Below are 26,962 nucleotides of genomic sequence, written 5' to 3' on the forward strand. Positions count from 1 at the left end.
GCGGATGAGTCAGAGGTTGGTGTTCCATAGCAAAGGGTCTCGTCAATGGAAAGCAGCTGACAAACACAAGACTCAAGGTCACTTTGCCCCATGTGGGAGCGAGCTTKCTCGCGATGAATGCTTGTCAGTCGCCAATGATGGCGACTGACACTCCGCTATCGCGAGCAAGCTCGCTCCCACAGGGGATCTTCAGTGTTTGAAGATCCTGTGTACGTCACTCGATCAGGAAGAAAAGATTTCCGTGTAACGACGAATCCACTGGTCATGCACAGTCGCCAGGAAGGCGTTGTCGTGCATGATCGCCTTCTCGGCAATCTGCTCCGGCGTGAGGATGTACGGGCTCTTGCGTGCTTCGGCGGAGATGATCGCCTTGGCGTTGACCGGGCCGTTGTAGATGTCTTCAGCCATCTTGCCCTGCACCAGCGGGTCCAGAGAGTGGTTGATGAAGGCATAGGCCATGTCGGTATCGCCCGGACGGTTCTTCGGCATCACCGACAGCATCAGGTCGGTGTAGAAACCTTCCTTCATGCCGAACGTGGCGCCCAGGCCGTAGTTCGGATCGCGGATCTGCTTCGGGAAGAACGCGGGGGCGTACAGCCCGCCCATGTCCAGGGAACCGGTGCGGAACAGTTCGGCAATCTGGTTCGGGTTTTCACCCAGGGTCACCACACGATCCTTCAGCTCGGCGAGTTTCTTGAAGCCAGGTTCAATGTTGTGTTCGTCACCACCGGCCAGTTTGGCGGCGATGATGATCAGGTCCATGGCCTCGGTCCAGTTCGGCGGCGGCAGGAAGATGTTTGGTGCCAGTTCTGGGTCCCACAGGGCCGCGTAACTGTCCGGCGCTTGTTTCTGGGTGCGGGTGCTGTAGACCAGGCTGTTGCACCACAGCAGATAACCGATACCGTGGCCATTGGCGCCGGTGCGGTATTTCTCCGGTACATCGACGAGGTTGGGAATGCGGTTGAGGTCGGGTTTTTCCAGCAGGTTGGCGGCGGCCAGACCTTCGGCGCCGACGCCTGCCAGGGTGATGATGTCGTACTGCGGACGATCACCGCCGGCCTTGAGCTTGGCGACCATTTCCGAGGTACTGCCGGTGCGGTCAGCGATGACCTTGCAGCCGTACTTGTCTTCGAAGGTCGCGGCGATGTTGCGCAGTGCGGCCAGGCCCGTGTCATCGGACCAGGTCAGCAAACGCAGGGTCTTGCCGGCAAAACGTGTGTCGCTGGCATTGGCCTTGATGAACGGCATGCTCATGGCTGCCGCTGCAACCGAGGCTACGCCCACGGTCTTGATGAATTGACGTCTGTTCAGATCATGCTCGCCCATTACGGACTCCCTTTGTTTTTGTAGGTATAAGGCAGGTCGAAACTGTTGCATCCGCGCGACCGGACCAGCGTTATCCCTCGTATTTTCGGGGGCTTGGCTGAGCCAGCAAGTTCATCCTGAGGTCGTGTAAAACACCTGACTATCGATAAAAACTCATTGAAGCCATGACGCCAGCGCATGCCTCTTGTAGGAGCGAGCCTGCTCGCGATGGGTGCAAAGGCACCGCGTACATTCAGGCGACCCACGTCATCGTTGACGTCCATCGCGAGCAGGCTCGCTCCTACAGTGATTGGCGTCAGACTGCCCGGATCACGTGTTTGATTTCCTGGAAAGCCTGCAAGCCCCACGGCCCCAATTCGCGGCCGATGCTGCTCTGCTTGTAGCCGCCCCAGGCGGTCTGCGGGAAGATCACCTGTGGCGCGTTGATCCACACAAGCCCCGCCTGCAAAGCGTTGGCGACGCGGTCAGCGGTCTGTGCATCGCGCGTCACCACACTGGCGACCAGACCAAACTGGCTGTCGTTGGCCAGGTCAATCGCCTCGGCTTCAGAGGCGAAACTGCGCACGCAGATCACCGGGCCGAAAATCTCTTCACACCACAGCGCACTGTCGAGGGGCACTTCGGTGAACACCGTCGGCTGCAAAAAATATCCGCGCGGCAGGTCGGCCGGGCGATTGCCACCGCAAACCAGCTTGGCGCCGGCACTCAAACCACGGTCGATGTGACCGAGCACGCGCTGGTATTGCGCCTGATTGACCAGGGCGCCCATTTCCACGTTCGGGTCGAACGGGTCGGCCACGCGAATCGCTTCGGCACGGGCCTTCACACGAGTCAGGAATTCATCGGCCAGTTCATCGGCGACCAGCACGCGGCTGGTGGCGGAGCACATCTGCCCGGCGTTGAAGAAACCACCGCCACAGGCCACTTCCACCGCCAGGTCGAGATCGGCATCGGCCAGTACCAGCAGCGAAGATTTACCGCCCAGTTCCAGGCTCACGCCTTTAACGGTTTCCGCCGCACGTTGCATGACCTGCACGCCGACCGCATTGCTGCCGGTGAAGGATATTTTCGCGATGCGCGAGTCAGCCGACAGGGGCGCGCCAACCGCCCGGCCAGTGCCGCACACCAGGTTGAACACGCCCGCAGGCAACCCGGTTTCAGCGATGATCGCCGCCAGTTCCAGCTCCGGCAGCGGCGTCACTTCCGAAGGCTTGAGCACCACGCAGCAACCGGCGGCCAGGGCCGGGGCGAGTTTCCACGCAGTGGTGACCATCGGGAAATTCCACGGCACGATCAGGCCGACCACACCGCACGGCTCGCGGCGCAGGCGAGCGCTGAAATCGTCGGTCGGCAGCTCGATGACGCTGTCCTGTTTCGCGTCCAGCCCTTCGGCCAGACCGGCGTAATACTCGAACGTGGCGATCACGTCATCGACGTCGATCGCGGCTTCGAATTGCGGCTTGCCGTTGTTGCTCGACTGCAAGTGCATCAGCTTTTCACGGTTGGCCTGCACGCCCACGGCGATTTTGCGCAGGATCGCGCCGCGTTCGGCGCCTGTGGTTTTCGACCAGACGGCGAACGCCTGGGTCGCCGCGCTCACGGCTTGATCAACCGCACGCTCGTCGCCGCCATTCACGGTGGTCAACAGGGCTTCGGTCGCCGGGTTGATCACGCGCAGGTGTTCGTTGCCGGCCGACCATTGGCCGTTGATGTACAGGCCATCCAGGGTAGTCGGGAAGCTCATTTCGACACCGCCTGCATCCACTCGGCCTGGTCGATTTCAATCAGGGTCGGGCCCTGGCGATCGGTGGCCATACGCAATGCGCCACGCAATTGCTCGACACTGCTGATCGCTTGCGCCGCGCAACCCAATGCCTTGGCCACACCGATGAAGTCCGGGGTGTAGATGTCCACGCCGACCGGCTCGATGGCACGGTTGACCATGTATTTCTTGATCTCTTCGTAGCCCTGGTTATTCCACAGCAGCACGATCACTGGAGTGCGCGCTTCAACGGCGCTGGCCAATTCCGGCAGGGTGAATTGCAGGCCACCGTCGCCGATCAGGCACACCACAGGAGGACGCGCGCCACCTTCAACGCTGCCACCCAGCCAGGCGCCAATCGCTGCCGGCAAGGCGTAACCGAGGGTGCCGTAACCGGTGGACGAGTTGAACCAGCGACGCGGGCGCTCCGGGTTGAACGTCAGGTTGCCGGTGTACACCGGTTGCGTTGAGTCGCCGACGAATACCGCGTTCGGCAATTCATGCAGAACGGTTTCGAGAAAACGGGTCTGAGCCAGGGTCGGTGCGTCCCAGGTCGCGGCCAGGTCTTCACGCAGACGGGCGGCGCGTACTTGCCCCCAATCGTTGCGGCGCTCGGCCAGGGACTTGTGCGACAAGGCGCTGAGCAAAGCCTGGGCGGCGTTGCGCGAGTCGGCCACCAGTGCCACGTGCGGCGGGTAGTTGCGCACGGTCTGGTCCGGGTCGATGTCGACGCGCAGCAACTTGCCAGGAATTTCGAAACCGCCGGCGAAGGTCACGTCGTAGTCGGTCTCGGCCAGTTCGGTGCCGATGGCCAGGACCACATCGGCCTCGGCGACCAGCGCACGGGTAGCGACCAGGCTCTGGGTCGAGCCGATCAGCAACGGGTGGCCGGAGGCGAGCATGCCCTTGGCATTGATAGTCAGGGCGACCGGTGCGTCCAGCAGTTCGGCCAGCTCAGTCAGCTCGACGGCCGCGTCGATGGCGCCGCCACCGGCGAGAATCAGCGGACGCTTGGCGCCGGCCAGCAAATCGGTCATGCACGACACGGCGCTCGGCGAAGCACCGGCTCGGTCGATATTGACCGGCAGGCTGGCGAGCAAGTCGTCGGCTTCTTCGACCAACACATCCAGCGGAATTTCGATGTGCACTGGACGCGGACGGCCAGCCTGGAACAGCGCAAAGGCACGAGCCAACACGCCCGGCAGCTCGGAAGCCGACATCAGGGTGTGGGAGAACGCCGCCACACCGGCACACAGTGCGCCCTGGTTCGGCAGCTCATGCAGCTTGCCGCGACCACCGCCCAACTGGCTGCGCGATTGCACGCTGGAGATCACCAGCATCGGGATCGAATCGGCGTAGGCCTGGCCCATGGCGGTGGTGATGTTGGTCATGCCAGGGCCGGTGATGATGAAGCACACACCCGGTTTGCCGCTGGTGCGGGCGTAGCCGTCGGCCATGAAGCCGGCGCCCTGTTCATGGCGCGGCGTGACGTGGTTGATGCTCGAACGGGCCAGCCCGCGATACAGCTCCACGGTATGCACCCCCGGAATGCCGAACACCTGCTCGACCCCGTAGTTTTCGAGTAACTTGACCAATACTTCGCCGCACGTCGCCATGTCTTTGCCCTTTTTGTTCGTTTGAGACGCCGGGCGTGCGCTGTGTTTATGATGGATTCGCAGGCCCGGGAATGGCCTCATTGGAACGGGCGACAGGTAGCCGCAACAATGGATAAAAAGTCATACTAGCCATGTCCTCACGTCATACCTTGGATCCCAATGAAACGACTGCCTCCCCTGCCGGCGCTGCACACTTTTCTGATTACCGCGCAGTGCTGCAACTTCACCCGGGCCGCCGAGCAACTGCACATCACCCAAGGCGCGGTGAGTCGACAGATCGCCGGGCTGGAAGATCATCTGGGTTATGAACTGTTCATCCGCCTGGCCCGAGGCCTGGACCTGACAGCCGAGGGACGGGAATGGCTGCCACGGGTGCAGCAGATTTTCGGCCTGATCGATGAGGCGGTTGAACAGATCGGCGAGAAGCGCGAAACCCTGCAACTCAAGGCCCCGACCTGCGTCATGCGCTGGTTGCTGCCGCGTCTGTTGCAATGGCAACGGGAACGCCCGGACGTACCGGTGGAGCTGACCACCACGGTCAAGCACGGTGTGGATTTTCATCGCGAGCAGTTCGATGCAGCGGTGATGTACGGCGCACCGCCGGACGATTCATTGATGTCGCAAAAACTCTTCGACGAACAACTCACGCCTGTGTGTTCCAGACCGATGCTCGAAGGCCCCATGCCCCTGCAGATACCAGCCGATCTGCAACAACACCTGTTGCTGCACCCAACCCGCGATGAACGGGACTGGAAGGCCTGGTTGAAAGCCGCGGATGTGCATTTGACCAATGTCGGCAAGGGCCAGCACTTCGAAACACTGGACCTGGCAATGTCGATGGCGTCCCAGGGAACGGGGGTAGCGATTGGTGATTGGTCGCTGATTGGCGATGACCTGAACGCCGGGCGGCTGGTCATGCCATTCGAATTGAAGGTGACGACGGGGCTGGCGTATTACCTGGTGTTCCCCGAAAAACCAGGACCTTCGCCGAAATTACGTGAATTGATGAGCTGGTTGGTGGAGCAGGCGCAGTCTCGGTAAACCACGGTATCTGTAGGAGCTGCCGCGAATGCTTCGGCGCTTCTACTTCGTCGAGCATTGCAATCGCATAGTCGGCAAAAGTAATCCAGCTGCGCCCTTCTCTGCTCACCAGCAAATCATCCTGACCGATGCGGAATTTCCCGGTGCGCTCGCCCTCGACAAATTCGGCCGATGGCGACAGGAAGGTCCAGTCCAGTTGCTTTTCCTGACGCAGGTTAGCGAGGAACTCGGCACCGGCACTGGCTTCGGCCTTGTACGCGTCCGGAAAACCTTTGCTGTCGATCACTCGTGTACCATCCGGCAACAACAGCGAACCGGCACCGCCCACCACCAGCAAGCGTTTGATCCCGGCCTTCTTCACCGGCCCGATGACGGCGCTGGCAGGCAGGGTCGCGAAATGTGCGGCGCTGACGACTACGTCATGCCCCTCGATGGCCGCTTGCAAAGCACTGGCATCCAGAGCGTCGACGTTGCGTGTGACCAATCCGGCACGCGGGCCGATTTTCGCCGTGTTGCGGGCGATCGCGGTAACGCTGTGACCGCGACGCAGGGCTTCTTCCAGCAATTGGCTACCGGCACGACCGGTGGCACCGATGATTGCGATTTTGCTCATGACGTTCTCCAGTTGGCTTGAAAGCATTGATATCAAAGGCCTACTACCTCTTAACTTCATTCACCCCACTTCATCTCCCCCTTGGCGACCTTGGCACTCAACTCCAGCGAACTTTCATCGCCCAGTGCCGGGAAGCGTTTTTTCATTGCCGCAATCAGTTCAGCAGAATCCTTGGCCTTTGCGGTTTCCTCGTCGAAAGCCTTGATGTAAGCGGAAGTGAACTGCACTGCCGTCAGTGAGCGATCGTTCTCGCCCAGGTAATGCCCCGGTACCACGGTCTGCGGCTTCAGGGTTTCAATGGAGTGCAGCGTAGCCAACCAATCGGCATGGGACTGTGGCGTTTGCGTGTCAGCCATCCACACATGGATGTTTTGCGCCACCACGACACCTCCGACCACGGCCTTGATCGACGGAATCCATACGAAGCTGCGATCCGGCTGCGGGCCCTCAAGACCGACCACCTGCAATTTCTTCCCTTCAAGGTTCAGGCTATCGCCCTTGAGCACGTCCGGCACGATGGTTTTGCCCGGCACATCAGCCCCCATTTTCGGGCCCCAGAACGCCAGTTTGCCGTCGACTGTTTGCTTGATGTGGTCAACGGTCGGCTGCGAAGCGAGGATCTTGGCCTTGGGAAACGCGGCCGTCAGGGTTTCGAGGCCGAAGTAGTAGTCCGGGTCACCGTGGCTGATGTAGATGGTGGTCAGCTGCTTGCCGCTGGCACGGATTTTTTCCACCACCTGTTCGGCCTGGGACTTGCCGAATTGCGCATCCACCAGGATCGCTTCTTTCTCGCCGCTGACCAGCACCGAGGTCACCGGGAAGATGGCTTTTTCGCCGGGGTTGTAGACATCCAGCGTCAGGGTCGAGGCGGCTGCATGGGCGGCGAAACCGAGGGCGGCGCCTACCAGCAAAATGCGCTTTAAAGTGGTGAAACCGATCATCTGTTGCTCCGTTGTCCGATGGCCTTGCATGGCGATGTCTTTTGTAGGAGCGAGCTTGCTCCGGGCGGCGTTCCGACGATGGAATCGAAGACGCCGCGTTTAACCGGTAACCCGCGTTATCGTTAACGACCATCGCGAGCGAGCTCGCTCCTACAGTGGAACAGAGCTTAGTTGCCTGACTCAGTACAAAAAATGCGATGCTTGGACATAGTTTGTTTCTGAAAGCGGGCAAATCATGGATCGTCTTCAAGCAATGCGCGTGTTCGTCACGGTGGTCGACCTCGGCAGCCAGTCGGCCACCGCCGATCATCTGGATCTGTCACGGCCGGTGGTGTCGCGGTATCTCGCGGAACTGGAAGACTGGGTTGGCGCGCGCCTGATGCATCGCACCACGCGCAAGTTGAGCCTTACCGCCGCCGGCAACGAGATCCTGCCCCGCTGTCGGCAGATGCTCGATTTGTCCAGCGACATGCAAGCCGCCGTCAGCGAACCGGATGACGCACCGCGCGGCCTGCTGCGGATCAGCGTCAGCACCTCCTTCGGCCAGGCACAACTGGCCGATGCCATGGCCGCCTATGTCCGACGCTACCCCGGCGTGAGCATCGACATGCAGATGCTCGACCGCACCGTGAACCTGATCGATGAGCGCATCGACCTGGCGATCCGCACCAGCAACGACCTGGACCCGAACCTGATCGCCCGCCGCCTGACGGTTTGTCGCTCGGTGATCTGCGCATCCCCCGCTTACTTGCGCGAGCACCCGGCGCCGCAACGGGTCGAGGACCTGAGCCGGCACAATTGCCTGACCCATTCCTACTTCGGCAAAAGCCTCTGGCATTTCGAGCAGGACGGCGAGCAGGTTTCAGTACCGGTGCAGGGCAACATCAGCGCCAACGAGGCCAGCACGCTGCTACGCGCAACGATCGCCGGCGCCGGGGTGGCGATGCTGCCCACGTATCAGGCCGGCGTGCACATTCACAGCGGCGAATTGATTCGCCTGCTGCCGGCGGCCGAACCACGGCAAATGAACGTGTATGCGGTGTATGCCTCACGCAAGCACATGCCAGCGGCGTTGCGCAGCTTGCTGGATTTTCTGGTGCTTAGATTTCCGGAGGAGCCGGAGTGGGATATCGGGTTGTAAATGGAAACCCTGTGGGAGCGAGCTTGCTCCGGGCGGCGTTCCGACGATGGCTGCAGACCATTCACCAATGATGTCGACTGATCCACCGCTATCGCGAGCAAGCTCGCTCCCACAGGAGGCATCAGCGTTCTGAATACCGCGTCAAATGCCAACCCCGGCTTGCTGGCAACTCACCCGCGCTGACCTATGCTCAAAGTAATACCGAAAGGTATTCGTTCAGAGGTCAACGCCATGAACATCAAAACAAGAAGATACCTCGCGATTTTCATCACCTGTGCGGTCACGCTCGGGCTGTATGGCGCTGCCGCCTGGCGCGTAGAGCAATTGCGCAACCTGCCCCGTGAATACGCGAGCTGCAACTTCGAGCGCTGCATCCCCCACAACGCCACCCTCAACGCCCTCCGGTAACGAAAGGGGTCAGGCTTCGTTGTCCTGATCGGCCTTCAAGCGGTCGCGAAATGCTTTGGGCGAAATCCCCACACGACGCCGGAACAGGCGCGTGAAGTTGGTCGGATCGGAAAACCCCAACACGTCGGACATTTCATAAATGGTCATGCTGGTGTAGGTCAGCAAACGCTTGGCCTCCAGCAATTGCCGTTCGTGCATGATCTGCAACGCCGGTTGCCCCGCCAGCTCACGACAGGTGCCGTTGAGGTGGGACACGGAAATCCCCAGCCGGTGCGCCAGGTCCTCGACCTTGACGTGCTGCCGATAGGTCTCTTCCACCAGCTGAATAAAGCCATTGAGGTATTCCCGGGCCCGCTGCGGTCGCGCCATGGCAGTGCGACGCTGGATCACCTGACGGCTGACCCACACCATGATCACACTGACCAGCGAATGCATGAGCATTTCCCGCGCCGGTTGATGGCTGGTGTATTCGTTCTGCAAGGCACTGAACAGGCTGTTGAGGTACTCGGCGTCCTTGCCTGCCGGGTAGCTTTCGGACTGGGCCAGGGCATTGACCGAGTGTCCCAACTGCATCTGCAGGTGGGCGATCAGCGGCGCGGCCAGGGTCACGACAAACCCTTCCACATCCTCGGAAAAGCGAAAGCCGTGCACCGACAGCGGTGGCAGGATCTGGATCGCCGGTTCCACCAGTTGCGTACGCTGGCCTTCGATTTCAAGCTCTGCCTGACCTTTGAACACGAAGAGCAACTGGCACAAATCAGCGTGGCGGTGGGGTTTGATTTCCCAATGATGTTCGCGGCTGCGTTTGGAAATGGTTTCACAGTGCAGCAAGTCCGGGGTCGGCCAATCCAGGCTTTCACCGTAGAGCTTGAACACCGGAATCGAAGGCAGGTCAGGCTTGTTCATCACTTCAATCCAGGCCTCGGAGTAGATGGCGGGCGATAATCGCACCGATTGGCAGAATGTACAGGTATCGGCTCAGTTTTCACCTTCAATTGACAGACGCGCAAGGGAAAAATGCAAGCACTCGATCCATAAAAATCATTCACCGGCCCTGGTCGCGTGAAGCTTGCGAGTCATAACAACAATGAAAACGCTGAAAACCCAAGTCGCCATCATTGGTGCCGGCCCTTCAGGCCTGTTGCTCGGCCAATTGCTGCACAACGCCGGTATCGACACCGTCATTCTAGAACGCCAGACCCCGGACTATGTGCTCGGCCGAATCCGCGCCGGCGTGCTTGAACAAGGCATGGTAGAGCTGTTGCGCCAGGCCGGCGTGAGTCAGCGCATGGACGCCGAGGGACTGGTGCATGGCGGCTTCGAACTGGCCCTCGACGGACGCCAGGTCCACATCGATCTGCACGCCCTGACGGGTGGCAAAACCGTGATGATCTACGGCCAGACCGAAGTCACCCGCGACCTGATGGCCGCTCGTCGGGAGGCTGGCGCGCAGACGATTTATCAAGCCGACAACGTTGTTCCCCACGGCATGAAAACCGATGAAGCGTTTGTCACTTTTGAGCAGGACGGCGAGCTGTATCGTCTCGATTGCGACTACATCGCCGGTTGCGACGGCTTCCATGGAGTGGCGCGGCAATCGATTCCCGCCGACAGCCTGAAAGTCTTCGAACGGATCTATCCGTTCGGCTGGCTCGGGATCCTGGCCGATACCCCGCCGGTCCACGAAGAGCTGGTCTACGCCCGCCATGAGCGCGGTTTCGCGCTGTGCAGCATGCGCTCGCCGACTCGCACCCGTTACTACCTGCAAGTGCCCACCGGCGATCATGTGGATAACTGGTCGGATCAACGCTTCTGGGACGAACTCAAGTCGCGACTGCCACAACAGTTGGCGGACAAACTGGTAACGGGCCCGTCCATCGAAAAAAGCGTCGCGCCACTGCGCAGCTTCGTCGTCGAACCCATGCAATACGGGCGGATGTTCCTGGTCGGAGACGCCGCGCACATCGTCCCGCCCACCGGCGCCAAGGGCCTGAACCTGGCGGCCAGTGACGTCAGTACGCTGTTCAATATCCTGCTCAAGGTTTACCGCGAAGATCGCCTTGATCTGCTGGAGAAATACTCGGAAATCTGCCTGCGCCGGGTGTGGAAAGCCGAGCGGTTTTCCTGGTGGATGACCTCGATGCTGCACCGTTTCGATGATCACGATGCCTTCAGTCAGCGCATTGCCGAGTCGGAACTGGAGTATTTCATCGATTCCGAGGCGGGTCGCAAGACCATTGCAGAAAACTACGTCGGGCTTCCTTATGAGGCTATCGAATAGCTTCCTATCGACTTACACTGACGAGCATCCCCGCTCGCCTTGCTACTTGCGGGTCAATCACTGCCCGCAGGTTTTCCCGTGACCAATCTCCACCAGCCTGAAATGCCCAAACCCGCCATCCGCAGCGTGCTGATCGCGCTGATGCTGGCGATCTTTCTCGGGGCGCTGGACCAGACCATCGTCGCCGTTTCGATGCCGGCCATTTCCGCACAATTCAAGGACGTCAGCCTGCTGGCCTGGGTGATTTCCGGCTACATGGTGGCCATGACCGTGGCAGTGCCGATCTACGGCAAACTGGGCGATCTGTACGGGCGGCGCAAGCTGATGCTGTTCGGCATGGGCCTGTTCACCCTGGCGTCGGTGTTCTGCGGCATGGCCCAGAGCATGGAGCAACTGGTGCTGGCGCGGATCCTCCAGGGCATCGGGGCCGGCGGGATGATCTCGGTGAGCCAGGCGATCATCGGCGACATCGTGCCGCCACGGGAGCGCGGTCGTTATCAGGGCTATTTCAGCAGCATGTACGCGGTGGCCAGCGTGGCCGGCCCGGTGCTTGGCGGCTACATGACCGAATACCTGTCCTGGCGCTGGGTGTTTTTGATCAACCTGCCATTGGGCCTGGGCGCCTGGCTGGTGGCTGACCGCACGCTGGTAGGCCTGCCGATTCCGCAACGCAAACCGATCATCGATTACCTGGGCACCGCGCTGATGATCATCGGGCTGACGGCGTTGTTACTGGGCATCACGCAGGTCGGTCAGGGCCATTCGTGGCGCAGTGCCGAAGTGCTGGCGCTGCTCGCTTGTGCAGTGCTGGTGCTGGGGTTGTTCGTCGTCCACGAGCGGCGGGCACGGGAGCCGCTGTTGCCCATGCACCTGTTCGCCAACCGCAACGCGATCCTGTGCTGGTGCACGATTTTCTTCACCAGTTTCCAGGCCATCTCGCTGATCGTATTGATGCCGCTGCGCTTCCAGAGCGTCACCGGCGCCGGTGCCGACAGTGCCGCCCTGCATCTGCTGCCGCTGGCCATGGGCTTGCCGATTGGCGCGTATTTCGCCGGCCGTCGCACCTCCGTGACCGGGCGCTACAAACCGATGATCCTCACCGGTGCTGCGCTGATGCCCATCGCGATTCTTGGCATGGCGTTCAGCCCGCCGCAGGCGTTCGTCTTGAGCAGCCTGTTCATGCTGCTCTGCGGGATTGCCTCCGGCATGCAGTTCCCGACGTCATTGGTCGGCACGCAGAACTCGGTGGACCAGCGAGACATCGGCGTGGCCACCAGCACCACCAATCTGTTCCGTTCGCTGGGTGGTGCGGTCGGCGTGGCGTTGATGTCGGCACTGCTGTTGGCGTTGTTGCAGGATTCGAGTTTTGCGCATCTGGCCGGCTCGTCGCTGATTGCCGAAGGCAGTTCGGGGAATGTGTTGCTGGACGGGTTGAACGCCGCACCGGGTGACGCGCAGAACGCCCTGCGTGCCGAGTTGTTGTTGACGTTCCGGCACTTGCTGACGGTCAGCGCTGTGGTGTCGCTGCTGGGGCTGGCGGCAGCGATTGCCATGCCGAACATGTTGTTGCGCGGGCGCGAGGACAAGGTTCGGTAGGTAGACCGCGTTGCCTTCATCGCGGGCAAGTCGGATCGCCGCACCGCCGCTCCCACAGGATTTGCATGGTCCTTGTGGGAGCAACTGTCTTCACCATGCCACTCGTCACCGCTATTCGGTGCCGTCCCGCAACATGGCATTCAGCCTAATCAGTAAGATCCGCATGCAGGCGATTATTGCCGGGCGCGCAGTTGCTGCTGAAGGTTCTGGATCTGCGCCTGAAGGGTATTGATGTTGCGGGTGACCTGGCTGCGGAAGGCATCGAACTCGGCAGTGTTGGTCGAACCCTGTGCGGCGGCCGGACGGTTGTCCTGCTGGCTCTTGAGCACGATCATGTCTTGCTCGAGACGCTCGATGGCAGCGCTCGGGTTGCCTTGTTTTTTCAGCGCGGTAATGTCGGCGCCCAGGCTTTTCAGCTGTGCGTCGAGTTTTTCCGAGTCGGACGGGGTACTTTTCAAGGCGGCCAATTCAGCGCTCAAGGCTTTGACCTGGGCCTGCAACTGCATATTGGCCGTCTGATGCTCGGTGTCCTGGGCAGTCAACTGCGCCAGGCGTTTGTCCAGTTCGGTGGATTGCGCGGTCATTTGTGCCAGTCGCTTGTCCAGATCCGAGGCCTGGCCGGCAACACCTTGCTGCTGGGCGCCCTGGTCCTTGAGTTTGCTTTCCAGCTGGCGGATTTGCAGCTTCAAGGCCTCGCTGTCGGTGGTGACACTGGTCTGGCTGGCAACGACCTTTCCGGAAATGTCCTGCAGGCGCCCAGCCGCTTCCTCACTGATCCGCGCGAAACTTTCCTGGGTCGCCACCAGTTGCTGTTCCATCAGGGAGATCTGCTGGAAGCTCCACCAAGCCAGGCCCGCGAACGCAAAGATCAACGCCCCGACCAACGCCCACAGTGGGCCAGTGCTCGCCGCCTTGACCCTCACCACCGGCGCCGTGCGCGAATGCACGGCCGTGCGGGCAGTGGGTGGAAAGTCGTCGTCGAGAACATCTGCACGCAGGCTCGGTACTTCGTCGAAGTCGTCGTTGGCATCGTTACGCATAGACATTGAATCAACCTTAGTGAAACAAATGATGGCTTTATGCCGCGCAGTATAAACCCCACAGCCGTAACCATTGACCCCCAAGCCCCGTATCCGGTTCAGTAAGGAGTCGTTGTTCGGGCATCAGCGAATATCCTGGGCCTTCCACCAGCCACAGAACTCATCGAGGGCCGTCCAGAGGCTGACCTTGGGATCGTAATCCAGATAATGCCGGGCGCGGCTGATGTCCAGGGTGAAATTTTTGTTCATGACCTGCATGCCCAGACGCGACAGCGTCGGTTCGGGACGCCCCGGCCACAACTTGCACACACCCTCGTTGAGCGCCGCCACGCTGTAGGCCAGACCGTAGGAACGGTGACGGGTTACCTGTGGAACCTCCATGTTGCGCATGACGTAATTGACCACGTCCCACAACGGAATCGGCGTGCCGTTGCTGATGTTATAAGCCTTGCCCAACGCGGAACCGCTGGCCAGCAAACTGCTGAGCAACGCTTCGTTGAGGTTTTGCACGCTGGTGAAATCAACTTTGTTCAGACCGTTGCCGATGATCGCCAGGCGCCCCTTGCGCTGCATGTTCAACAGGCGCGGAAAGATGCTCATGTCGCCGGCCCCGGTGACGAAACGCGGGCGCAGGGCCAGGGTTTCGAGGCCGAACTCCTGGGCGCCGAAGACTTTTTGCTCGGCCAGGTACTTAGTGGCGGCGTAAGGGTGCTTGAAGCGTTTGGGCACCTGTTCTTCGCTCAGGCCCTGGTGATCGCGACCATCGAAGTAGATCGACGGCGACGACAAATGCACCAGCCGCCGTACCCGTTGCTTCAGGCAGGCCTCGACCACGTTCTCAGTGACCTGGACATTGCCCTGATGGAAGTCCTGATAACGCCCCCACAAACCGACGGCACCGGCGCAATGCACCACGGCCTCGACGTCCGAACACAGTTCGCGAGCCAGTTCCGGGTCGCTCAAGTCACCCTGGATGAACTCGGCTCCCCGGCGTACCAGATGCTCCACACTCTCGGCCCGGCGACCGTTGACCCGCACGTCCAGGCCCTGCTCCAGGGCAAAACGCGCAAAGCGCCCGCCGATGAAGCCGCTTGCGCCGGTAACCAGAATCTTCATGAATTGCTCCGAATTTTTCGTTTTGCGTATTACGTGAGGTCTTGACGCTGCGCGTCAGTCCAAGGGCACCAGCCATTGCTTCGATGCGCGTACCAATTGATCGGTGAGCAGCCCCAGCAGCTGGCCGCCATTACGCCAATGATGCCAGTACAACGGCACATCGATCGGCTTATCTGGCAGCAGCTCCTGCAATACGCCCCTTTCCAGTTGCTCGCGTACCTGCAGTTCCGGAACCAGCCCCCAACCCAGCCCGGCTTCCGTCAGACGAATGAAACCTTCGGAGGACGGGCATAAATGGTGTTCGAAACCGCCCTCGACGCCGAGGGACGCAAGGTACCGATGCTGCAGGAAATCGTCCGGGCCAAACACCAGCGCCGGGGTGCGGGCCAACTGATCGGCCCGTACGCCCTGCGGAAAGTGCCGGGCAATAAAGGCGGGGCTGGCCAGTGCCCGGTAACGCATGGCCCCCAGCAGCACGCTGCGCGCACCCGCCACCGGGCGCTCGCTGGCGCAGACGCAGGCCGCCACTTCACCGGCGCGCATGCGCTTGAGGCCGACGGTCTGGTCTTCGACCACCAGATCCATCAATAGATGCTGTTCCGCGCAAAACGCCCCCACGGCCTGCGCCCACCAAGTGGCCAGGCTGTCGGCGTTCAGGGCGATCCGCAGGCGCTCCGGCAGGCCCTCTTCATCCAGCGCCGGCACCAGGCTTTGCAAATCCCGTTCAAGCAAGCGCACCTGCTGCACGTGGTTGAGCAGCCGTCGACCGATTTCCGTCGGCGTTGGCGGTGTAGTCCGCACCAGTACCGGTTGGCCGACCCGCGCTTCCAGTAGTTTGATACGTTGGGAAATTGCCGATTGCGACAGGCCCAGCACTTGGGCCGCCCGTTCAAAACCGGCCTGTTCAACCACGGCGGCCAGGGCAGAAAGCAATTTATAGTCGAACATCAGTTTTCCTAATGAGCGATCAGCAAGATTGGTTTTTCTTATACAGCCTTCACAAGGACAATGACCAGCAAGAACTCTTGAACAAGGATCACCCACATGGCTGGCGAAACTTCATTGGCAACGCTGCTGCGCAGTATGAGCCCGCAACTCAACGCCGGCGAATACGTGTTCTGCACCCTGCGTGACGGCAAGTTGCCCAAGGATCTGGAGATTGTCGGCAGCTTCCGCGAGCAGGAAGGCCTGACCGTGATTCTCGAACGTTCCCACGCCGAAAAAGCCGGTTTCAGCTTCGACTACATCGCCGCCTGGATCACCTTGAACGTACATTCGGCCCTCGACGCCGTCGGCCTGACCGCCGCGTTCGCCACGGCATTGGGCCAGGCCGGAATCAGCTGCAACGTGATTGCCGGCTACTACCACGACCATTTGTTTGTCGGCCAGGCCGACGCCGACCGTGCCCTGCAGGTGCTGCGGGATCTGGCAGCCAACGCGGAGTAAATAATCATGTGGCAAAGTTATGTGAACGGGCTGCTCGTGGCCTTCGGCCTGATCATGGCGATCGGCACCCAGAATGCGTTTGTCCTGGCGCAAAGCCTGCGGCGTGAACATCACCTGCCGGTGGCGGCGCTCTGCGTGGCTTGCGATGCCCTGTTGGTGGCCGCCGGGGTATTTGGCCTGGCGACGGTGCTGGCGCATAACCCGACGCTGCTGGCCATCGCCCGCTGGGGCGGCGCAGCGTTCCTGTTGTGGTATGGCAGCCAGGCGCTGCGCCGGGCCTTCTCGAAGCAGAGCCTTGAGCAGGGCGAAGGCCAGACCGTACGCTCGCTGCGGGCGGTGATGCTCAGCGCGCTGGCGGTGACCTTGCTCAACCCGCACGTCTATCTGGACACCGTTTTGCTGATCGGCTCCCTGGGCGCCCAACAAACCGAGCCCGGCGCTTATGTCGTCGGCGCGGCCAGCGCCTCGCTGTTGTGGTTTTTCACCCTGGCGCTCGGTGCGGCATGGCTGGCACCGTGGCTCGCCCGCCCCAGCACCTGGCGAATTCTCGATCTGTTGGTGGCTATGATGATGTTTGCCGTAGCGCTCCAGTTGATCGCGGCCAGCTGATTCGCGGAACCTCTATTCCACACAGTTGTTGCGTGGTTATGCCGCCCCCCCGGTGCTATGATCCGACTCCCTGCGCCGCAAAGAGTACAAACTCCCCGGCGCTTGTCTGGCCGCCCGTGATCGGCCTTGCGCTCACCGCAACTGACCTGATTAGGAGAATCATCATGGCTTTCGAATTGCCGCCACTGCCGTACGCACACGATGCCCTGCAGCCGCACATCTCCAAGGAAACCCTGGAGTTCCACCACGACAAGCACCACAACACCTACGTCGTGAACCTGAACAACCTGGTGCCAGGCACCGAGTTCGAAGGCAAGACCCTGGAAGAAATCGTCAAGACTTCCTCGGGCGGTATCTTCAACAACGCCGCTCAGGTCTGGAACCACACTTTCTACTGGAACTGCCTGGCGCCAAACGCCGGCGGTCAACCAACCGGCGCTCTGGCTGAAGCCATCAACGCGGCTTTCGGTTCGTTCGACAAGTTCAAGGAAGAGTTCAGCAAGACGTCCATCGGTACCTTCGGTTCCGGTTGGGGCTGGCTGGTGAAGAAGGCTGACGGTTCCCTGGCCCTGGCCAGCACCATCGGCGCCGGCAACCCGCTGACCAACGGCGACACCCCGCTGCTGACCTGCGACGTCTGGGAACACGCTTACTACATCGACTACCGCAACCTGCGTCCAAAGTATGTCGAAGCGTTCTGGAACCTGGTCAACTGGAAATTCGTGGCTGAGCAGTTCGAAGGCAAAACCTTCACCGCTTAAGCTCGACGCCAGTCAAAAGAACCCGGCTTTTTAGCCGGGTTTTTTATTGCCCGGGATTTTCAGCGTTCGGCAGGGCCCCTTCGCGAGCAGGCTCGCGATGAACGATGACGCGGTCAACCTGACTGAATACCTATCCCTGCGGATCGACGTTATCCAACGCACGATTCACCGCCAGTTCCGCCAGCATGATGATCTGCGCAATGGCCAACGCCGTGTTGCGCTGGGGGCCAGTCAGGAAGGTGGCGAAATCACTCGCCATGACGTTGGCCGAAGCCAGTGATTCACAGGCATGGGCAAGCAGGGATTCGGTATCCATGTCCGGGACGATCATGAACATGGTGTTGGGGGTGTAGGGTTTGGTGGTGTTGTTGGGGGGATCGGGGATTAACTTATCCACTGAAATATTCCTATGCGGTGGGTGCCGCCAATTGCCGTTCTCACACGGCAAAGAGGTGGCAGCTATGTGCGAGGTGAGAAAACCGGTCATAGGCCACCCGGCCAGACAAAAGTCTGCCCGCACACAGCCGCCATAACGCATTTACAGACAGCGGATAAGCTGGCGGCAATTATGCGGATACTGGCACTGGATGACTATGACTTGCCGGGTTCTCACACCCGATCGCTGAGTTTTCAGCGACAGTCAGAGGCTATTGAGTCCGCTTCCGACGGACAACCTGAAAACTGCGTGGGAAACTTCTGGCGCTTTCCTACACCGCTAACCCGCAAAAACGTAACGCGGAGCGTCCCTGGCAGCACTCCCACGCGGGCGTGTGGAAACGATATGTTGGGGTGTGGCTGAAAATGCAATGTCGACTGTCCCGCCATCTTCGCGAGCAGGCTCGCTCACATTGGGCCCCCGGTTTTTAGTCGGGACTTCCGGCCACTGAAGATCCCCGTGGGAGCGAGCTTGCTCGCGAAAAACTCCAGGACAACGCGGGCATTCAGGCAGCACGCGTTATCGTTGACGTCCATCGCGAGCAAGCTCGCTCCTACAGGGCCGAGCGTTAGCTCGCCTGCAGCTTTTGATCTTGATCCACCCGCCCCCTCGGCAGGCTGAGTGGAGGTGTTCATCCGGGGATTGGCGCGCAGCGCCGTTCGACGCAGTCGAACTCATTGCATGTAGGTCGAAGCGAAGCCGACCGGAGGGCAATGCCCCCGGATGAACACCGGAGCGAAGGAACCCCGAGCCTCAGCGAGGGGCCGTACGTAAGGGGCGAGACTTTTTGGTTCCTTTTGTGTCGTTTGACAAAAGGGACTCGCCGTAAGGGCGAAACCGCCAGCCGCCGTTACCGCAGCAATGGATATGTACTCCGTTAAATATCCAAACCAACCTACAGAATCCAAGGCATTTCCCGACGATGAAACAAGCCCCCTGGTCCTTGCTCCCCAGCCGCAGACGACTAACATCAAACAAAAGGAAAATATCTCCACCCCGCCCCTCAAGTTGAAGGACTCGACAACCGACACAGTGCTAATAGGCTAACTCGTCAAGACAACTGCAAATCGGCCAAGCTGCAGGCAAAATCCCCCAAGGATGATTGTCACTTTGACTGCCATCACGGGATTGCCAATACTCATGGCAACTTGATGCTACCCGCACGGAACAAGGAATAACCCTTTGAAGCTGGAACTCAAGAACAGCTTGTCGGTGAAGTTGCTGCGGGTCGTGCTCCTGTCGGCATTGATCGTCGGCGTGGTCTTGAGCTGCGCTCAGATTGTGTTCGATGCCTATAAAACACGCCAGGCCGTCGCCAGCGATGCCCAGCGTATCCTCGACATGTTTCGCGACCCCTCGACCCAGGCTGTCTATAGCCTGGACCGGGAAATGGGCATGCAGGTCATCGAAGGCCTGTTTCAGGACGACGCCGTGCGCCAGGCCTCCATCGGCCATCCCAACGAAGCCATGCTCGCGCAAAAAAACCGCGAGTTGCAGCACTCCCACAGTCGCTGGCTGACCGACCCGATTCTTGGCAAGGAACGCACCTTCACCACCCAACTGGTCGGTCGCGGGCCTTACAGCGAGTATTACGGCGATCTGAGCATCACCCTCGATACCGCCACTTACGGCCAGGGGTTCATTGTCAGCTCGGTGATCATCTTCATTTCCGGCGTACTGCGCGCGCTCGCCATGGGGCTGGTGTTGTATCTGGTCTATCACTGGCTGCTGACCAAGCCGCTGTCGCGGATCATCGAGCACCTCACGGAAATCAATCCGGATCGTCCCAGCGAGCACAAGATTCCGCTGCTCAAGGGCCACGAGAAAAACGAACTGGGCATCTGGATCAACACCGCCAACCAGTTGCTCGAATCCATCGAACGCAATACCCATCTGCGCCACGAAGCCGAAAACAGCCTGTTGCGCATGTCCCAGTACGATTTCCTGACGGGACTGCCGAACCGGCAGCAATTGCAGCAGCAACTGGACAAGATCCTCATCGACGCCGGCAAACTGCAGCGCCGGGTCGCGGTGTTGTGTGTCGGCCTCGATGACTTCAAGGGCATCAACGAGCAGTTCAGCTACCAGACCGGCGACCAGTTGTTGCTGGCCCTGGCCGATCGCCTGCGCGGTCATAGCGGTCGCCTGGGTGCCCTCGCCCGTCTCGGTGGCGACCAGTTCGCTCTGGTCCAGGCCGATATCGAGCAGCCCTACGAAGCCRCCGAGCTGGCGCAAAGCATTCTTGATGATCTGGAAGCGGCGTTTGCCCTCGACCATCAGGAGATCCGCCTGCGCGCCACCATCGGCATCACTCTGTTCCCCGAGGACGGCGACAGTACCGAGAAGTTGCTGCAAAAGGCCGAGCAGACCATGACGCTGGCCAAGACCCGTTCGCGCAACCGCTATCAGTTCTATATCGCCAGCGTCGACACCGAAATGCGCCGCCGCCGCGAGTTGGAAAAAGACCTGCGCGATGCCCTGATCCGCAATCAGTTCTACCTCGTCTACCAGCCGCAAATCAGCTATCGCGACAACCGCGTGGTGGGCGTCGAAGCCCTGATTCGCTGGCAACACCCCGAGCACGGTATGGTACCGCCTGACCTGTTCATCCCGCTGGCCGAACAGAATGGCACCATCATTGCCATCGGCGAATGGGTGCTTGACCAGGCCTGCAAACAATTACGCGAGTGGCATGACCAGGGCTTCAGCGACCTGCGCATGGCGGTAAACCTGTCCACGGTTCAATTGCACCACGCCGAACTGCCACGGGTGGTCAACAACCTGCTGCAGATGTATCGCCTGCCACCACGCAGCCTGGAGCTGGAAGTCACCGAAACCGGTCTGATGGAAGACATCAGCACGGCGGCCCAGCACCTGCTCAGCCTGCGCCGCTCCGGCGCGCTGATCGCCATCGATGACTTTGGCACCGGCTATTCATCCTTGAGCTATCTGAAGAGCCTGCCGCTGGACAAGATCAAGATCGACAAGAGCTTCGTTCAGGACCTGCTCGATGACGACGATGCGACCATCGTTCGGGCCATCATCCAGCTGGGCAAGAGCCTCGGCATGCAGGTGATTGCCGAAGGCGTGGAAACCGCCGAGCAAGAGGCCTACATCATCTCCGAAGGCTGCCACGAAGGTCAGGGCTATCTCTACAGCAAGCCGCTGCCGGCACGGGAACTGGGCGTTTACCTGAAGCAGGCCCAACGCAGCAATGCCGCTATTTTGTAATCCCCTGTAGGAGCGAGCTTGCTCGCGATGAACCTGAGAGCAACACGCTCATTCAGAATGAACGCGTCATCGTTCACGTCCATCGCGAGCAAGCTCGCTCCTACAGTGAATAAGAAATATTTACAGGTACAACCCTTTACACATAATGCGAAAGATTTGCATTATGTCGCAGTTTTGCGTGCGCATCGCACCACTCCCCCCTTATCGAAGCAGGATGTTCGCCATGATTCGTATGCCTCTGGCTACCGCCAGTCTGTTGGCCATCGCTATTTCCCTCGCCGGTTGCGGCGAAGGTAAAGACCAGGAAAAAGCTGCCGCGCCTGCGCCAGCTGCCAGCACTGCGGCTGCTCCAGCCGCTGCGCCTGCCGCTGCCGGTAAAGTCGACGAAGCCGCCGCCAAAGCCGTTGTCGCCCATTACGCCGACATCGTTTTCGCCGTTTACAGCGATGCCGAATCCACCGCGAAGACCCTGCAAACCGCCGTCGACGCCTTCCTCGCCAAGCCGAATGCCGACACCCTGAAAGCCGCCAAGGCAGCCTGGGTTGCCGCCCGCGTGCCTTACCTGCAGAGCGAAGTGTTCCGCTTCGGTAACACCATCGTTGACGACTGGGAAGGTCAGCTGAACTCCTGGCCGCTGGACGAGGGCCTGATCGACTACGTCGACAAGTCCTACGAACACGCCCTGGGCAACCCGGGTGCCACTGCCAACATCATCGCCAACACTGAAGTACAGATCGGCGAAGACAAGGTCGATGTCAAAGACATCACCCCGGAAAAACTCGCCAGCCTGAACGAGCTGGGCGGTTCCGAGGCCAACGTTGCCACCGGCTACCACGCCATCGAATTCCTGCTCTGGGGCCAGGACCTGAACGGCACCGGCCCTGGCGCCGGCAACCGTCCGGCTTCGGACTACCTGGAAGGCAAAGGCGCCACTGGCGGTCACAACGATCGTCGTCGTGCCTACCTGAAAGCCGTGACCCAACTGCTGGTCAGCGACCTGGAAGAAATGGTCGGTAACTGGAAGCCAAACGTGGCCGACAACTACCGCGCCACCCTGGAAGCGGAACCGGCTGAAACCGGCCTGCGCAAAATGCTGTTCGGCATGGGCAGCCTGTCCCTGGGCGAACTGGCGGGCGAGCGCATGAAGGTTTCCCTGGAAGCCAACTCCCCGGAAGACGAACAGGATTGCTTCAGCGACAACACCCACAACTCGCACTTCTACGATGCCAAGGGCATTCGTAACGTGTACCTGGGCGAATACTCCCGTGTCGACGGCACCAAAATGACTGGCGCCAGCCTGTCGTCCCTGGTGGCCAAGGCTGATCCGGCTGCTGACACCGCACTGAAAGACGACCTGGCTGCTACCGAAGCCAAGATCCAGATCATGGTCGACCACGCCAACAAGGGTGAGCACTACGACCAGTTGATCGCCGCTGGCAACACCGCGGGCAACCAGATCGTCCGCGACGCTATCGCGTCCTTGGTCAAGCAGACCGGTTCGATCGAAGCCGCTGCAGGCAAACTGGGCATCAACGACCTGAACCCGGACAACGCTGATCACGAATTCTGATCAACGCTGGCTGAGTGAGTAATAAGGCGACCTTCGGGTCGCCTTTTTCATATCTGCCATACACAGCCCATTGTGGGAGCGAGCCTGCTCGCGATGGGGCCGTGTCAGTCGACATCAGTTTTGGATGACACACCGCAATCGCGAGCAGGCTCGCTCCCACAGGGTTCAGGGTTGGCCGCGACAATTGCCCCACATCAAGCAAACGATAATTCCTCTTATTCAAATTCCCATCCCCTGTTAGACTTTGCGCCCTTGTTTTGCTCGTCTTGCAGGATGTCTGATGCCCTCGCTGCCTCTTCGCTTGTCCGCACTGTTTCTGGCCCTGGGCCTGAGTGCCTGCGATGACGCCCCGAAATTCACCCAGGCCGAACCTGGTGAAGCCCGCTCCGGCGGTAGTGCGACGGTGCGCAAGACCGATCAGAATGCGTTTTCCATGCCCTCGGCGAATCTGCCGCCGTCACGGCGCGTGGATTTCAGCGTCGGCAACAGCTTCTTCCGCAGCCCCTGGGTGATCGCCCCGTCGACGACGACCGCTCGCGATGGCCTCGGTCCACTGTTCAACACCAATGCCTGCCAGGGCTGCCACATCAAGGACGGCCGCGGCCATCCGCCGACTCCCGACGATGTGAACGCCGTGTCGATGCTGGTACGCCTGTCGATTCCCGACGCCCCGGCGTATGCCAAGGTCATCGAACAGCTCGGCGTGGTGCCGGAGCCCGTCTACGGCGGTCAGTTCCAGGACATGGCCGTACCCGGCGTGGCCCCCGAAGGCAAAGTGCGGGTCGATTACACCGCCGTGCCGGTTCGCTTCAAGGACGGCACCGAAGTCGAATTGCGCAAACCAAGCCTCAACATCACCCAGTTGGGCTACGGCCCGATGCACCCCGACACCCGTTTCTCGGCACGTGTAGCGCCGCCGATGATTGGCCTGGGCCTGCTCGAAGCGATCCCCGACGAAGCGATCCTGGCCAACGCCGAGGCACAGGCCAAGGCGAACAACGGCATCGCCGGACGCCCGAACCAGGTGTGGGACGATGCCCAACAAAAGACAGTGTTGGGACGATTTGGCTGGAAAGCCGGACAACCGAACCTCAATCAACAAAATGTTCACGCGTTTTCGGGTGATATGGGCCTCACGACCAGCCTGAGACCGTTTGATGACTGCACGGACGCGCAAACGGCTTGCAAACAGGCACCCAGTGGCAACGGCCCGAATGGCGAGCCGGAAGTCAGCGACAACATCCTGCGCCTGGTGCTGTTCTACAGCCGTAACCTCGCCGTACCGGCCCGTCGTGACGTCAACGCACCTGAAGTGCTGGCCGGCAAGTCCCTGTTTTATCAGGCGGGCTGCCAGTCCTGTCACACCCCGAAATACACCACCGCCGCCAACGCCGCCGAACCCGAACTGGCCAATCAAGTGATTCGCCCGTACAGCGATCTGCTGCTGCATGACATGGGCGACGGCCTGGCCGACAACCGTAGCGAATTCCAGGCCAGCGGCCGCCAATGGCGTACCCCGCCATTGTGGGGCATCGGCCTGACACAGGCGGTCAGCGGCCACACCCAGTTCCTGCACGACGGCCGCGCTCGCAACCTGCTCGAAGCCGTGCTCTGGCATGGCGGCGAGGCGACAGCGGCGCAGCAACAGGTTTTGTCTTTCGATGCCGAGCAACGCGCTGCGTTGCTGGCGTTCCTGAATTCCCTTTAACACGTATTCCACTCGCGGGAGCCCGACATGTTCCGTCCCAAACTGTTGTTCACCAGCCTTGCCGCACTCGCCCTGGGCGCCTGCTCGCCCCAAGACCCACAAGCGGTCACGTCGTCGGCTATCGCCAAGTCGGTGATCCTGCCGACCTACACCCGCTGGGTTGAAGCCGACCGTCAATTGGCGGTCAGCGCCCTCGCCTACTGCGAAGGCAAGGAAACCCTGGAAACCGCTCGTGCCGATTTCCTGCACGCGCAAAAAGCCTGGGCCGAACTGCAACCGCTGCTGATCGGGCCATTAGCCGAAGGCAACCGTTCGTGGCAAGTACAGTTCTGGCCGGACAAGAAAAACCTGGTCGGTCGTCAGGTCGAACAACTGGTTACCGCCCAGCCGCAAATCGATGCCGCCGCCCTGGCCAAGTCCAGCGTTGTGGTACAGGGTCTTTCGGCCTACGAATACATTCTGTTCGACAGCAAGCCTGACGTGGCCAACGCTGAGCAGAAGGCCAGATACTGCCCGTTGCTGGTCGCCATCGGTGAGCGCCAGAAACAGTTGGCCGAAGACATTCTGCAAACCTGGAACAACACCGACGGCATGCTCGCGCAAATGAGCAAATTCCCGAACCAGCGCTACGCGGACTCCCACGAAGCGATCGCCGATCTGCTGCGTGTGCAAGTCACGGCCATCGACACCCTGAAGAAAAAACTCGGCACGCCGATGGGCCRCCAGACCAAGGGTGTGCCGCAACCGTTCCAGGCCGATGCATGGCGTAGCCAGTCGTCCCTGACCAGCCTCGAAGCCAGCCTCGCGGCTGCCAAGACAGTCTGGGAAGGTGTGGATAACAAAGGCCTGCGCAGCCTGTTGCCGAGCGAGCAGAAACCGTTGGCCGACAAGATCGATGCCGCCTATGCCGCCTCGCTGAAACTGTTCGCCAGCAACCAGCGCTCGCTGACCGAAATGCTCGGTGACGACGCCGGCCGCCAGCAACTCAACGATCTGTATGACAGCCTCAACGTCGTCCATCGCCTGCACGAGGCCGATCTGGCCAAGGCGCTGGGCATCCAACTGGGCTTCAATGCCAACGACGGTGACTGATGAGGGCAAGTTCCATGCTGCGACGCCAGGTTCTGACCTTAGGTAGTTTGTTGCTGGGTGCGGTGACGCTGGGCGGCTGGAAGCTGTTCAAGCAAAAGGACCAGAGTCCGTTGTTGCTGTCGGCACGGGACGATACCGATGGCCGGCATTACGCCGTCGGTTATCGCCTGGATGGCACCCAGGTGTTCGCCACCCGGGTCGGCCAGCGTTGCCACGACATCGTCAACCACCCGACACTGCCGATTGCACTGTTCGTCGCTCGCCGTCCGGGCACCGAGAGCTACCTGATCGACCTGCGCGACGGCGTGCTCCTGCAAACCGTGGTGTCACGGCCAAACCGGCACTTCTACGGACACGCGGTCATTCACCACAGCGGTGACTGGCTGTACGCCACCGAAAACGACACCAGCGATCCGGGTCGCGGCCTGCTCGGCGTGTACAAATTCGAGGGTGAACGGCTGGTGCACAGCGGTGAGATTTCCACCCACGGCCTCGGTCCCCATCAGGTGTCGTGGATGCCCGATGGCGAAACCCTGGTGGTGGCCAACGGCGGGATTCGCACCGAGGCCGAAAGCCGGGTGGAGATGAACCTCAACGCTATGGAACCGAGCCTGGTCCTGATGCAACGTGACGGCACCCTGCTGAGCAAGGAAACCCTCGCCCAGCAGATGAACAGCGTGCGCCATCTGGCCATCGCCAGCGACGGCACCATCGTCGCCAGCCAGCAGTTCATGGGCGCGGCCCACGAGTCGTCGGAGTTGCTGGCGATCAAGCGGCCCGGTCAGCCCTTCGTCGCGTTCCCGGTGCCCGAGCACCAGTTACAGGCCATGGGGCACTACACCGCCAGCGTCGCGGTACACAGCGACTTGCGCCTGGTGGCGTTGACTGCGCCGCGGGGCAACCGCTTTTTCATCTGGGACCTGGACAGCGGTGAAGTACGCCTGGATGCGCCTCTGCCCGATTGCGCCGGGGTCGGCGCCGTGGCCGATGGTTTTGTCGTGACCTCGGGTCAGGGTCGCTGCCGCTACTACGACTGTCGCCAGACAAACCTTGTTGCAAAACCGCTGGAGCTACCCGCCGGGCTCTGGGACAACCATCTGCATCTGATGGCGTAAATCATTGAAAAGATCGCCGCCTTGGGCCGCRCCTGCGAGATGACGAACATCCCGCAGGCGCGGCCCAAGGCGGCGAATCTTTTCAGGCTTTCACCCCTCTAATACCTCACAAC

Annotated in this window: 22 protein-coding genes and 1 pseudogene; 13 read left to right on the forward strand and 10 right to left on the reverse strand. The window is 60.7% G+C overall.

Going from position 1 to position 26,962, the window contains the following annotated elements; all coding sequences use genetic code 11:
* Positions 1–222 precede the first annotated feature (222 nt).
* The 3 genes from AC1DVH_RS03655 to AC1DVH_RS03665 all read right to left on the reverse strand — a co-directional run bounded on the left by AC1DVH_RS03655 (position 223) and on the right by AC1DVH_RS03665 (position 4,704).
* Positions 223–1,326, reverse strand: coding sequence for an ABC transporter substrate-binding protein (locus AC1DVH_RS03655; RefSeq protein WP_007986100.1), 1,104 nt, complete (start codon positions 1,324–1,326; stop codon positions 223–225).
* A 295-nt stretch (positions 1,327–1,621) separates the two neighbouring features.
* Positions 1,622–3,070 (reverse strand): aldehyde dehydrogenase family protein, encoded by a 1,449-nt coding sequence (locus AC1DVH_RS03660; protein WP_477752663.1) that lies wholly within the window; start codon positions 3,068–3,070, stop codon positions 1,622–1,624.
* Positions 3,067–4,704: a 5-guanidino-2-oxopentanoate decarboxylase gene (locus AC1DVH_RS03665; RefSeq protein WP_477752664.1), complete on the reverse strand. Its 1,638-nt coding sequence runs from the start codon at positions 4,702–4,704 to the stop codon at positions 3,067–3,069. The genes AC1DVH_RS03660 and AC1DVH_RS03665 overlap by 4 nt, the downstream gene beginning before the upstream one ends.
* Positions 4,705–4,863: 159 nt before the next feature.
* Between AC1DVH_RS03665 and AC1DVH_RS03670 the strand changes: the two genes are divergently transcribed.
* The gene (locus AC1DVH_RS03670; protein WP_477752665.1) at positions 4,864–5,745 is read left to right on the forward strand and encodes a LysR substrate-binding domain-containing protein; all 882 of its coding nucleotides are present in this window, start codon (positions 4,864–4,866) and stop codon (positions 5,743–5,745) included.
* Between the two features lie 19 nt (positions 5,746–5,764).
* Here the strand turns inward: AC1DVH_RS03670 and AC1DVH_RS03675 are convergent.
* Positions 5,765–6,358: pseudogene (locus tag AC1DVH_RS03675) on the reverse strand (NAD(P)-dependent oxidoreductase); the annotation flags it as partial.
* Positions 6,359–6,414: 56 nt separating this feature from the next.
* The gene (locus tag AC1DVH_RS03680) at positions 6,415–7,299 is read right to left on the reverse strand and encodes an MBL fold metallo-hydrolase (RefSeq protein ID WP_477752666.1); all 885 of its coding nucleotides are present in this window, start codon (positions 7,297–7,299) and stop codon (positions 6,415–6,417) included.
* Between the two features lie 235 nt (positions 7,300–7,534).
* Between AC1DVH_RS03680 and AC1DVH_RS03685 the strand changes: the two genes are divergently transcribed.
* Together AC1DVH_RS03685 and AC1DVH_RS03690 are read left to right on the forward strand one after the other, a co-directional pair.
* Positions 7,535–8,440 (forward strand): LysR family transcriptional regulator, encoded by a 906-nt coding sequence (locus AC1DVH_RS03685; RefSeq protein ID WP_477752667.1) that lies wholly within the window; start codon positions 7,535–7,537, stop codon positions 8,438–8,440.
* A 231-nt stretch (positions 8,441–8,671) separates the two neighbouring features.
* A complete protein-coding gene (locus AC1DVH_RS03690) occupies positions 8,672–8,848 on the forward strand; it encodes a hypothetical protein (protein WP_162837843.1) in 177 nt (58 codons plus the stop codon).
* A gap of 9 nt (positions 8,849–8,857) precedes the next feature.
* Here AC1DVH_RS03690 and AC1DVH_RS03695 read toward each other — a convergent pair whose 3' ends face one another.
* Positions 8,858–9,754: a helix-turn-helix domain-containing protein gene (locus tag AC1DVH_RS03695; protein ID WP_477752668.1), complete on the reverse strand. Its 897-nt coding sequence runs from the start codon at positions 9,752–9,754 to the stop codon at positions 8,858–8,860.
* Between the two features lie 181 nt (positions 9,755–9,935).
* Here AC1DVH_RS03695 and pobA point away from each other — a divergent pair, with 181 nt between their 5' ends.
* Together pobA and AC1DVH_RS03705 are read left to right on the forward strand one after the other, a co-directional pair.
* Positions 9,936–11,129: a 4-hydroxybenzoate 3-monooxygenase gene (gene pobA, locus AC1DVH_RS03700; protein WP_477752669.1), complete on the forward strand. Its 1,194-nt coding sequence runs from the start codon at positions 9,936–9,938 to the stop codon at positions 11,127–11,129.
* Positions 11,130–11,207: 78 nt separating this feature from the next.
* Positions 11,208–12,725, forward strand: coding sequence for an MDR family MFS transporter (locus tag AC1DVH_RS03705; protein ID WP_477752670.1), 1,518 nt, complete (start codon positions 11,208–11,210; stop codon positions 12,723–12,725).
* A 173-nt stretch (positions 12,726–12,898) separates the two neighbouring features.
* Here the strand turns inward: AC1DVH_RS03705 and AC1DVH_RS03710 are convergent, their stop codons facing one another.
* The 3 genes from AC1DVH_RS03710 to AC1DVH_RS03720 all read right to left on the reverse strand — a co-directional run bounded on the left by AC1DVH_RS03710 (position 12,899) and on the right by AC1DVH_RS03720 (position 15,829).
* Positions 12,899–13,771 carry an ATPase gene (locus AC1DVH_RS03710; protein ID WP_477752671.1) on the reverse strand — a complete coding sequence of 291 codons (873 nt, stop codon included), beginning with the start codon at positions 13,769–13,771 and terminating at the stop codon, positions 12,899–12,901.
* A 117-nt stretch (positions 13,772–13,888) separates the two neighbouring features.
* Entirely contained in the window at positions 13,889–14,881 is a 993-nt protein-coding gene (locus AC1DVH_RS03715) for an NAD-dependent epimerase/dehydratase family protein (RefSeq protein WP_477752672.1), read from the reverse strand.
* Between the two features lie 54 nt (positions 14,882–14,935).
* Positions 14,936–15,829, reverse strand: coding sequence for a LysR family transcriptional regulator ArgP (locus AC1DVH_RS03720; RefSeq protein ID WP_477752673.1), 894 nt, complete (start codon positions 15,827–15,829; stop codon positions 14,936–14,938).
* 96 nt (positions 15,830–15,925) lie between these two features.
* Here AC1DVH_RS03720 and AC1DVH_RS03725 point away from each other — a divergent pair, with 96 nt between their 5' ends.
* The 3 genes from AC1DVH_RS03725 (at position 15,926) to AC1DVH_RS03735 (ending at position 17,697) form a co-directional block, all read left to right on the forward strand.
* The gene (locus AC1DVH_RS03725) at positions 15,926–16,327 is read left to right on the forward strand and encodes an ACT domain-containing protein (RefSeq protein ID WP_477752674.1); all 402 of its coding nucleotides are present in this window, start codon (positions 15,926–15,928) and stop codon (positions 16,325–16,327) included.
* A gap of 6 nt (positions 16,328–16,333) precedes the next feature.
* On the forward strand, positions 16,334–16,936 hold the full coding sequence (locus AC1DVH_RS03730; protein WP_477752675.1) for a LysE/ArgO family amino acid transporter: 603 nt from the start codon (positions 16,334–16,336) through the stop codon (positions 16,934–16,936).
* Positions 16,937–17,100: 164 nt separating this feature from the next.
* On the forward strand, positions 17,101–17,697 hold the full coding sequence (locus tag AC1DVH_RS03735) for a superoxide dismutase (RefSeq protein ID WP_008022038.1): 597 nt from the start codon (positions 17,101–17,103) through the stop codon (positions 17,695–17,697).
* 130 nt (positions 17,698–17,827) lie between these two features.
* Here AC1DVH_RS03735 and AC1DVH_RS03740 read toward each other — a convergent pair whose 3' ends face one another.
* On the reverse strand, positions 17,828–18,094 hold the full coding sequence (locus AC1DVH_RS03740; RefSeq protein WP_115947380.1) for a DUF6124 family protein: 267 nt from the start codon (positions 18,092–18,094) through the stop codon (positions 17,828–17,830).
* Positions 18,095–19,315: 1,221 nt separating this feature from the next.
* On the opposite strand from AC1DVH_RS03740, the gene AC1DVH_RS03745 reads away from it, so the two are divergent.
* The 5 genes from AC1DVH_RS03745 (at position 19,316) to AC1DVH_RS03765 (ending at position 26,849) form a co-directional block, all read left to right on the forward strand.
* The gene (locus AC1DVH_RS03745) at positions 19,316–21,364 is read left to right on the forward strand and encodes a putative bifunctional diguanylate cyclase/phosphodiesterase (protein WP_477752676.1); all 2,049 of its coding nucleotides are present in this window, start codon (positions 19,316–19,318) and stop codon (positions 21,362–21,364) included.
* Between the two features lie 223 nt (positions 21,365–21,587).
* The gene (locus AC1DVH_RS03750; protein WP_477752677.1) at positions 21,588–22,934 is read left to right on the forward strand and encodes an imelysin family protein; all 1,347 of its coding nucleotides are present in this window, start codon (positions 21,588–21,590) and stop codon (positions 22,932–22,934) included.
* Between the two features lie 280 nt (positions 22,935–23,214).
* Complete coding sequence (locus AC1DVH_RS03755) at positions 23,215–24,642, forward strand: di-heme oxidoreductase family protein (protein ID WP_477752678.1); 1,428 nt, start codon at positions 23,215–23,217, stop codon at positions 24,640–24,642.
* Positions 24,643–24,669: 27 nt separating this feature from the next.
* Positions 24,670–25,734, forward strand: coding sequence for an imelysin family protein (locus tag AC1DVH_RS03760; RefSeq protein WP_477752679.1), 1,065 nt, complete (start codon positions 24,670–24,672; stop codon positions 25,732–25,734).
* Between the two features lie 14 nt (positions 25,735–25,748).
* Complete coding sequence (locus AC1DVH_RS03765; protein ID WP_477752680.1) at positions 25,749–26,849, forward strand: DUF1513 domain-containing protein; 1,101 nt, start codon at positions 25,749–25,751, stop codon at positions 26,847–26,849.
* Positions 26,850–26,962 lie beyond the last annotated feature (113 nt).

This window comes from Pseudomonas sp. P4_C3, from assembly GCF_056402075.1.

Excerpts from the sequence above, each read along its gene's own strand:
- AC1DVH_RS03655 (WP_007986100.1), bottom strand. The coding sequence starts at position 1,326 with ATGGGCGAGCATGATCTGAACAGACGTCAATTCATCAAGACCGTGGGC.
- AC1DVH_RS03730 (WP_477752675.1), top strand. The coding sequence starts at position 16,334 with ATGTGGCAAAGTTATGTGAACGGGCTGCTCGTGGCCTTCGGCCTGATC.
- AC1DVH_RS03735 (WP_008022038.1), top strand. The coding sequence starts at position 17,101 with ATGGCTTTCGAATTGCCGCCACTGCCGTACGCACACGATGCCCTGCAG.
- AC1DVH_RS03715 (WP_477752672.1), bottom strand. The coding sequence starts at position 14,881 with ATGAAGATTCTGGTTACCGGCGCAAGCGGCTTCATCGGCGGGCGCTTT.
- AC1DVH_RS03755 (WP_477752678.1), top strand. The coding sequence starts at position 23,215 with ATGCCCTCGCTGCCTCTTCGCTTGTCCGCACTGTTTCTGGCCCTGGGC.
- AC1DVH_RS03670 (WP_477752665.1), top strand. The coding sequence starts at position 4,864 with ATGAAACGACTGCCTCCCCTGCCGGCGCTGCACACTTTTCTGATTACC.
- AC1DVH_RS03685 (WP_477752667.1), top strand. The coding sequence starts at position 7,535 with ATGGATCGTCTTCAAGCAATGCGCGTGTTCGTCACGGTGGTCGACCTC.
- AC1DVH_RS03660 (WP_477752663.1), bottom strand. The coding sequence starts at position 3,070 with ATGAGCTTCCCGACTACCCTGGATGGCCTGTACATCAACGGCCAATGG.
- AC1DVH_RS03765 (WP_477752680.1), top strand. The coding sequence starts at position 25,749 with ATGCTGCGACGCCAGGTTCTGACCTTAGGTAGTTTGTTGCTGGGTGCG.
- AC1DVH_RS03710 (WP_477752671.1), bottom strand. The coding sequence starts at position 13,771 with ATGTCTATGCGTAACGATGCCAACGACGACTTCGACGAAGTACCGAGC.
- AC1DVH_RS03725 (WP_477752674.1), top strand. The coding sequence starts at position 15,926 with ATGGCTGGCGAAACTTCATTGGCAACGCTGCTGCGCAGTATGAGCCCG.
- AC1DVH_RS03690 (WP_162837843.1), top strand. The coding sequence starts at position 8,672 with ATGAACATCAAAACAAGAAGATACCTCGCGATTTTCATCACCTGTGCG.
- AC1DVH_RS03750 (WP_477752677.1), top strand. The coding sequence starts at position 21,588 with ATGATTCGTATGCCTCTGGCTACCGCCAGTCTGTTGGCCATCGCTATT.
- AC1DVH_RS03695 (WP_477752668.1), bottom strand. The coding sequence starts at position 9,754 with ATGAACAAGCCTGACCTGCCTTCGATTCCGGTGTTCAAGCTCTACGGT.
- AC1DVH_RS03720 (WP_477752673.1), bottom strand. The coding sequence starts at position 15,829 with ATGTTCGACTATAAATTGCTTTCTGCCCTGGCCGCCGTGGTTGAACAG.
- AC1DVH_RS03680 (WP_477752666.1), bottom strand. The coding sequence starts at position 7,299 with ATGATCGGTTTCACCACTTTAAAGCGCATTTTGCTGGTAGGCGCCGCC.
- AC1DVH_RS03665 (WP_477752664.1), bottom strand. The coding sequence starts at position 4,704 with ATGGCGACGTGCGGCGAAGTATTGGTCAAGTTACTCGAAAACTACGGG.
- pobA (WP_477752669.1), top strand. The coding sequence starts at position 9,936 with ATGAAAACGCTGAAAACCCAAGTCGCCATCATTGGTGCCGGCCCTTCA.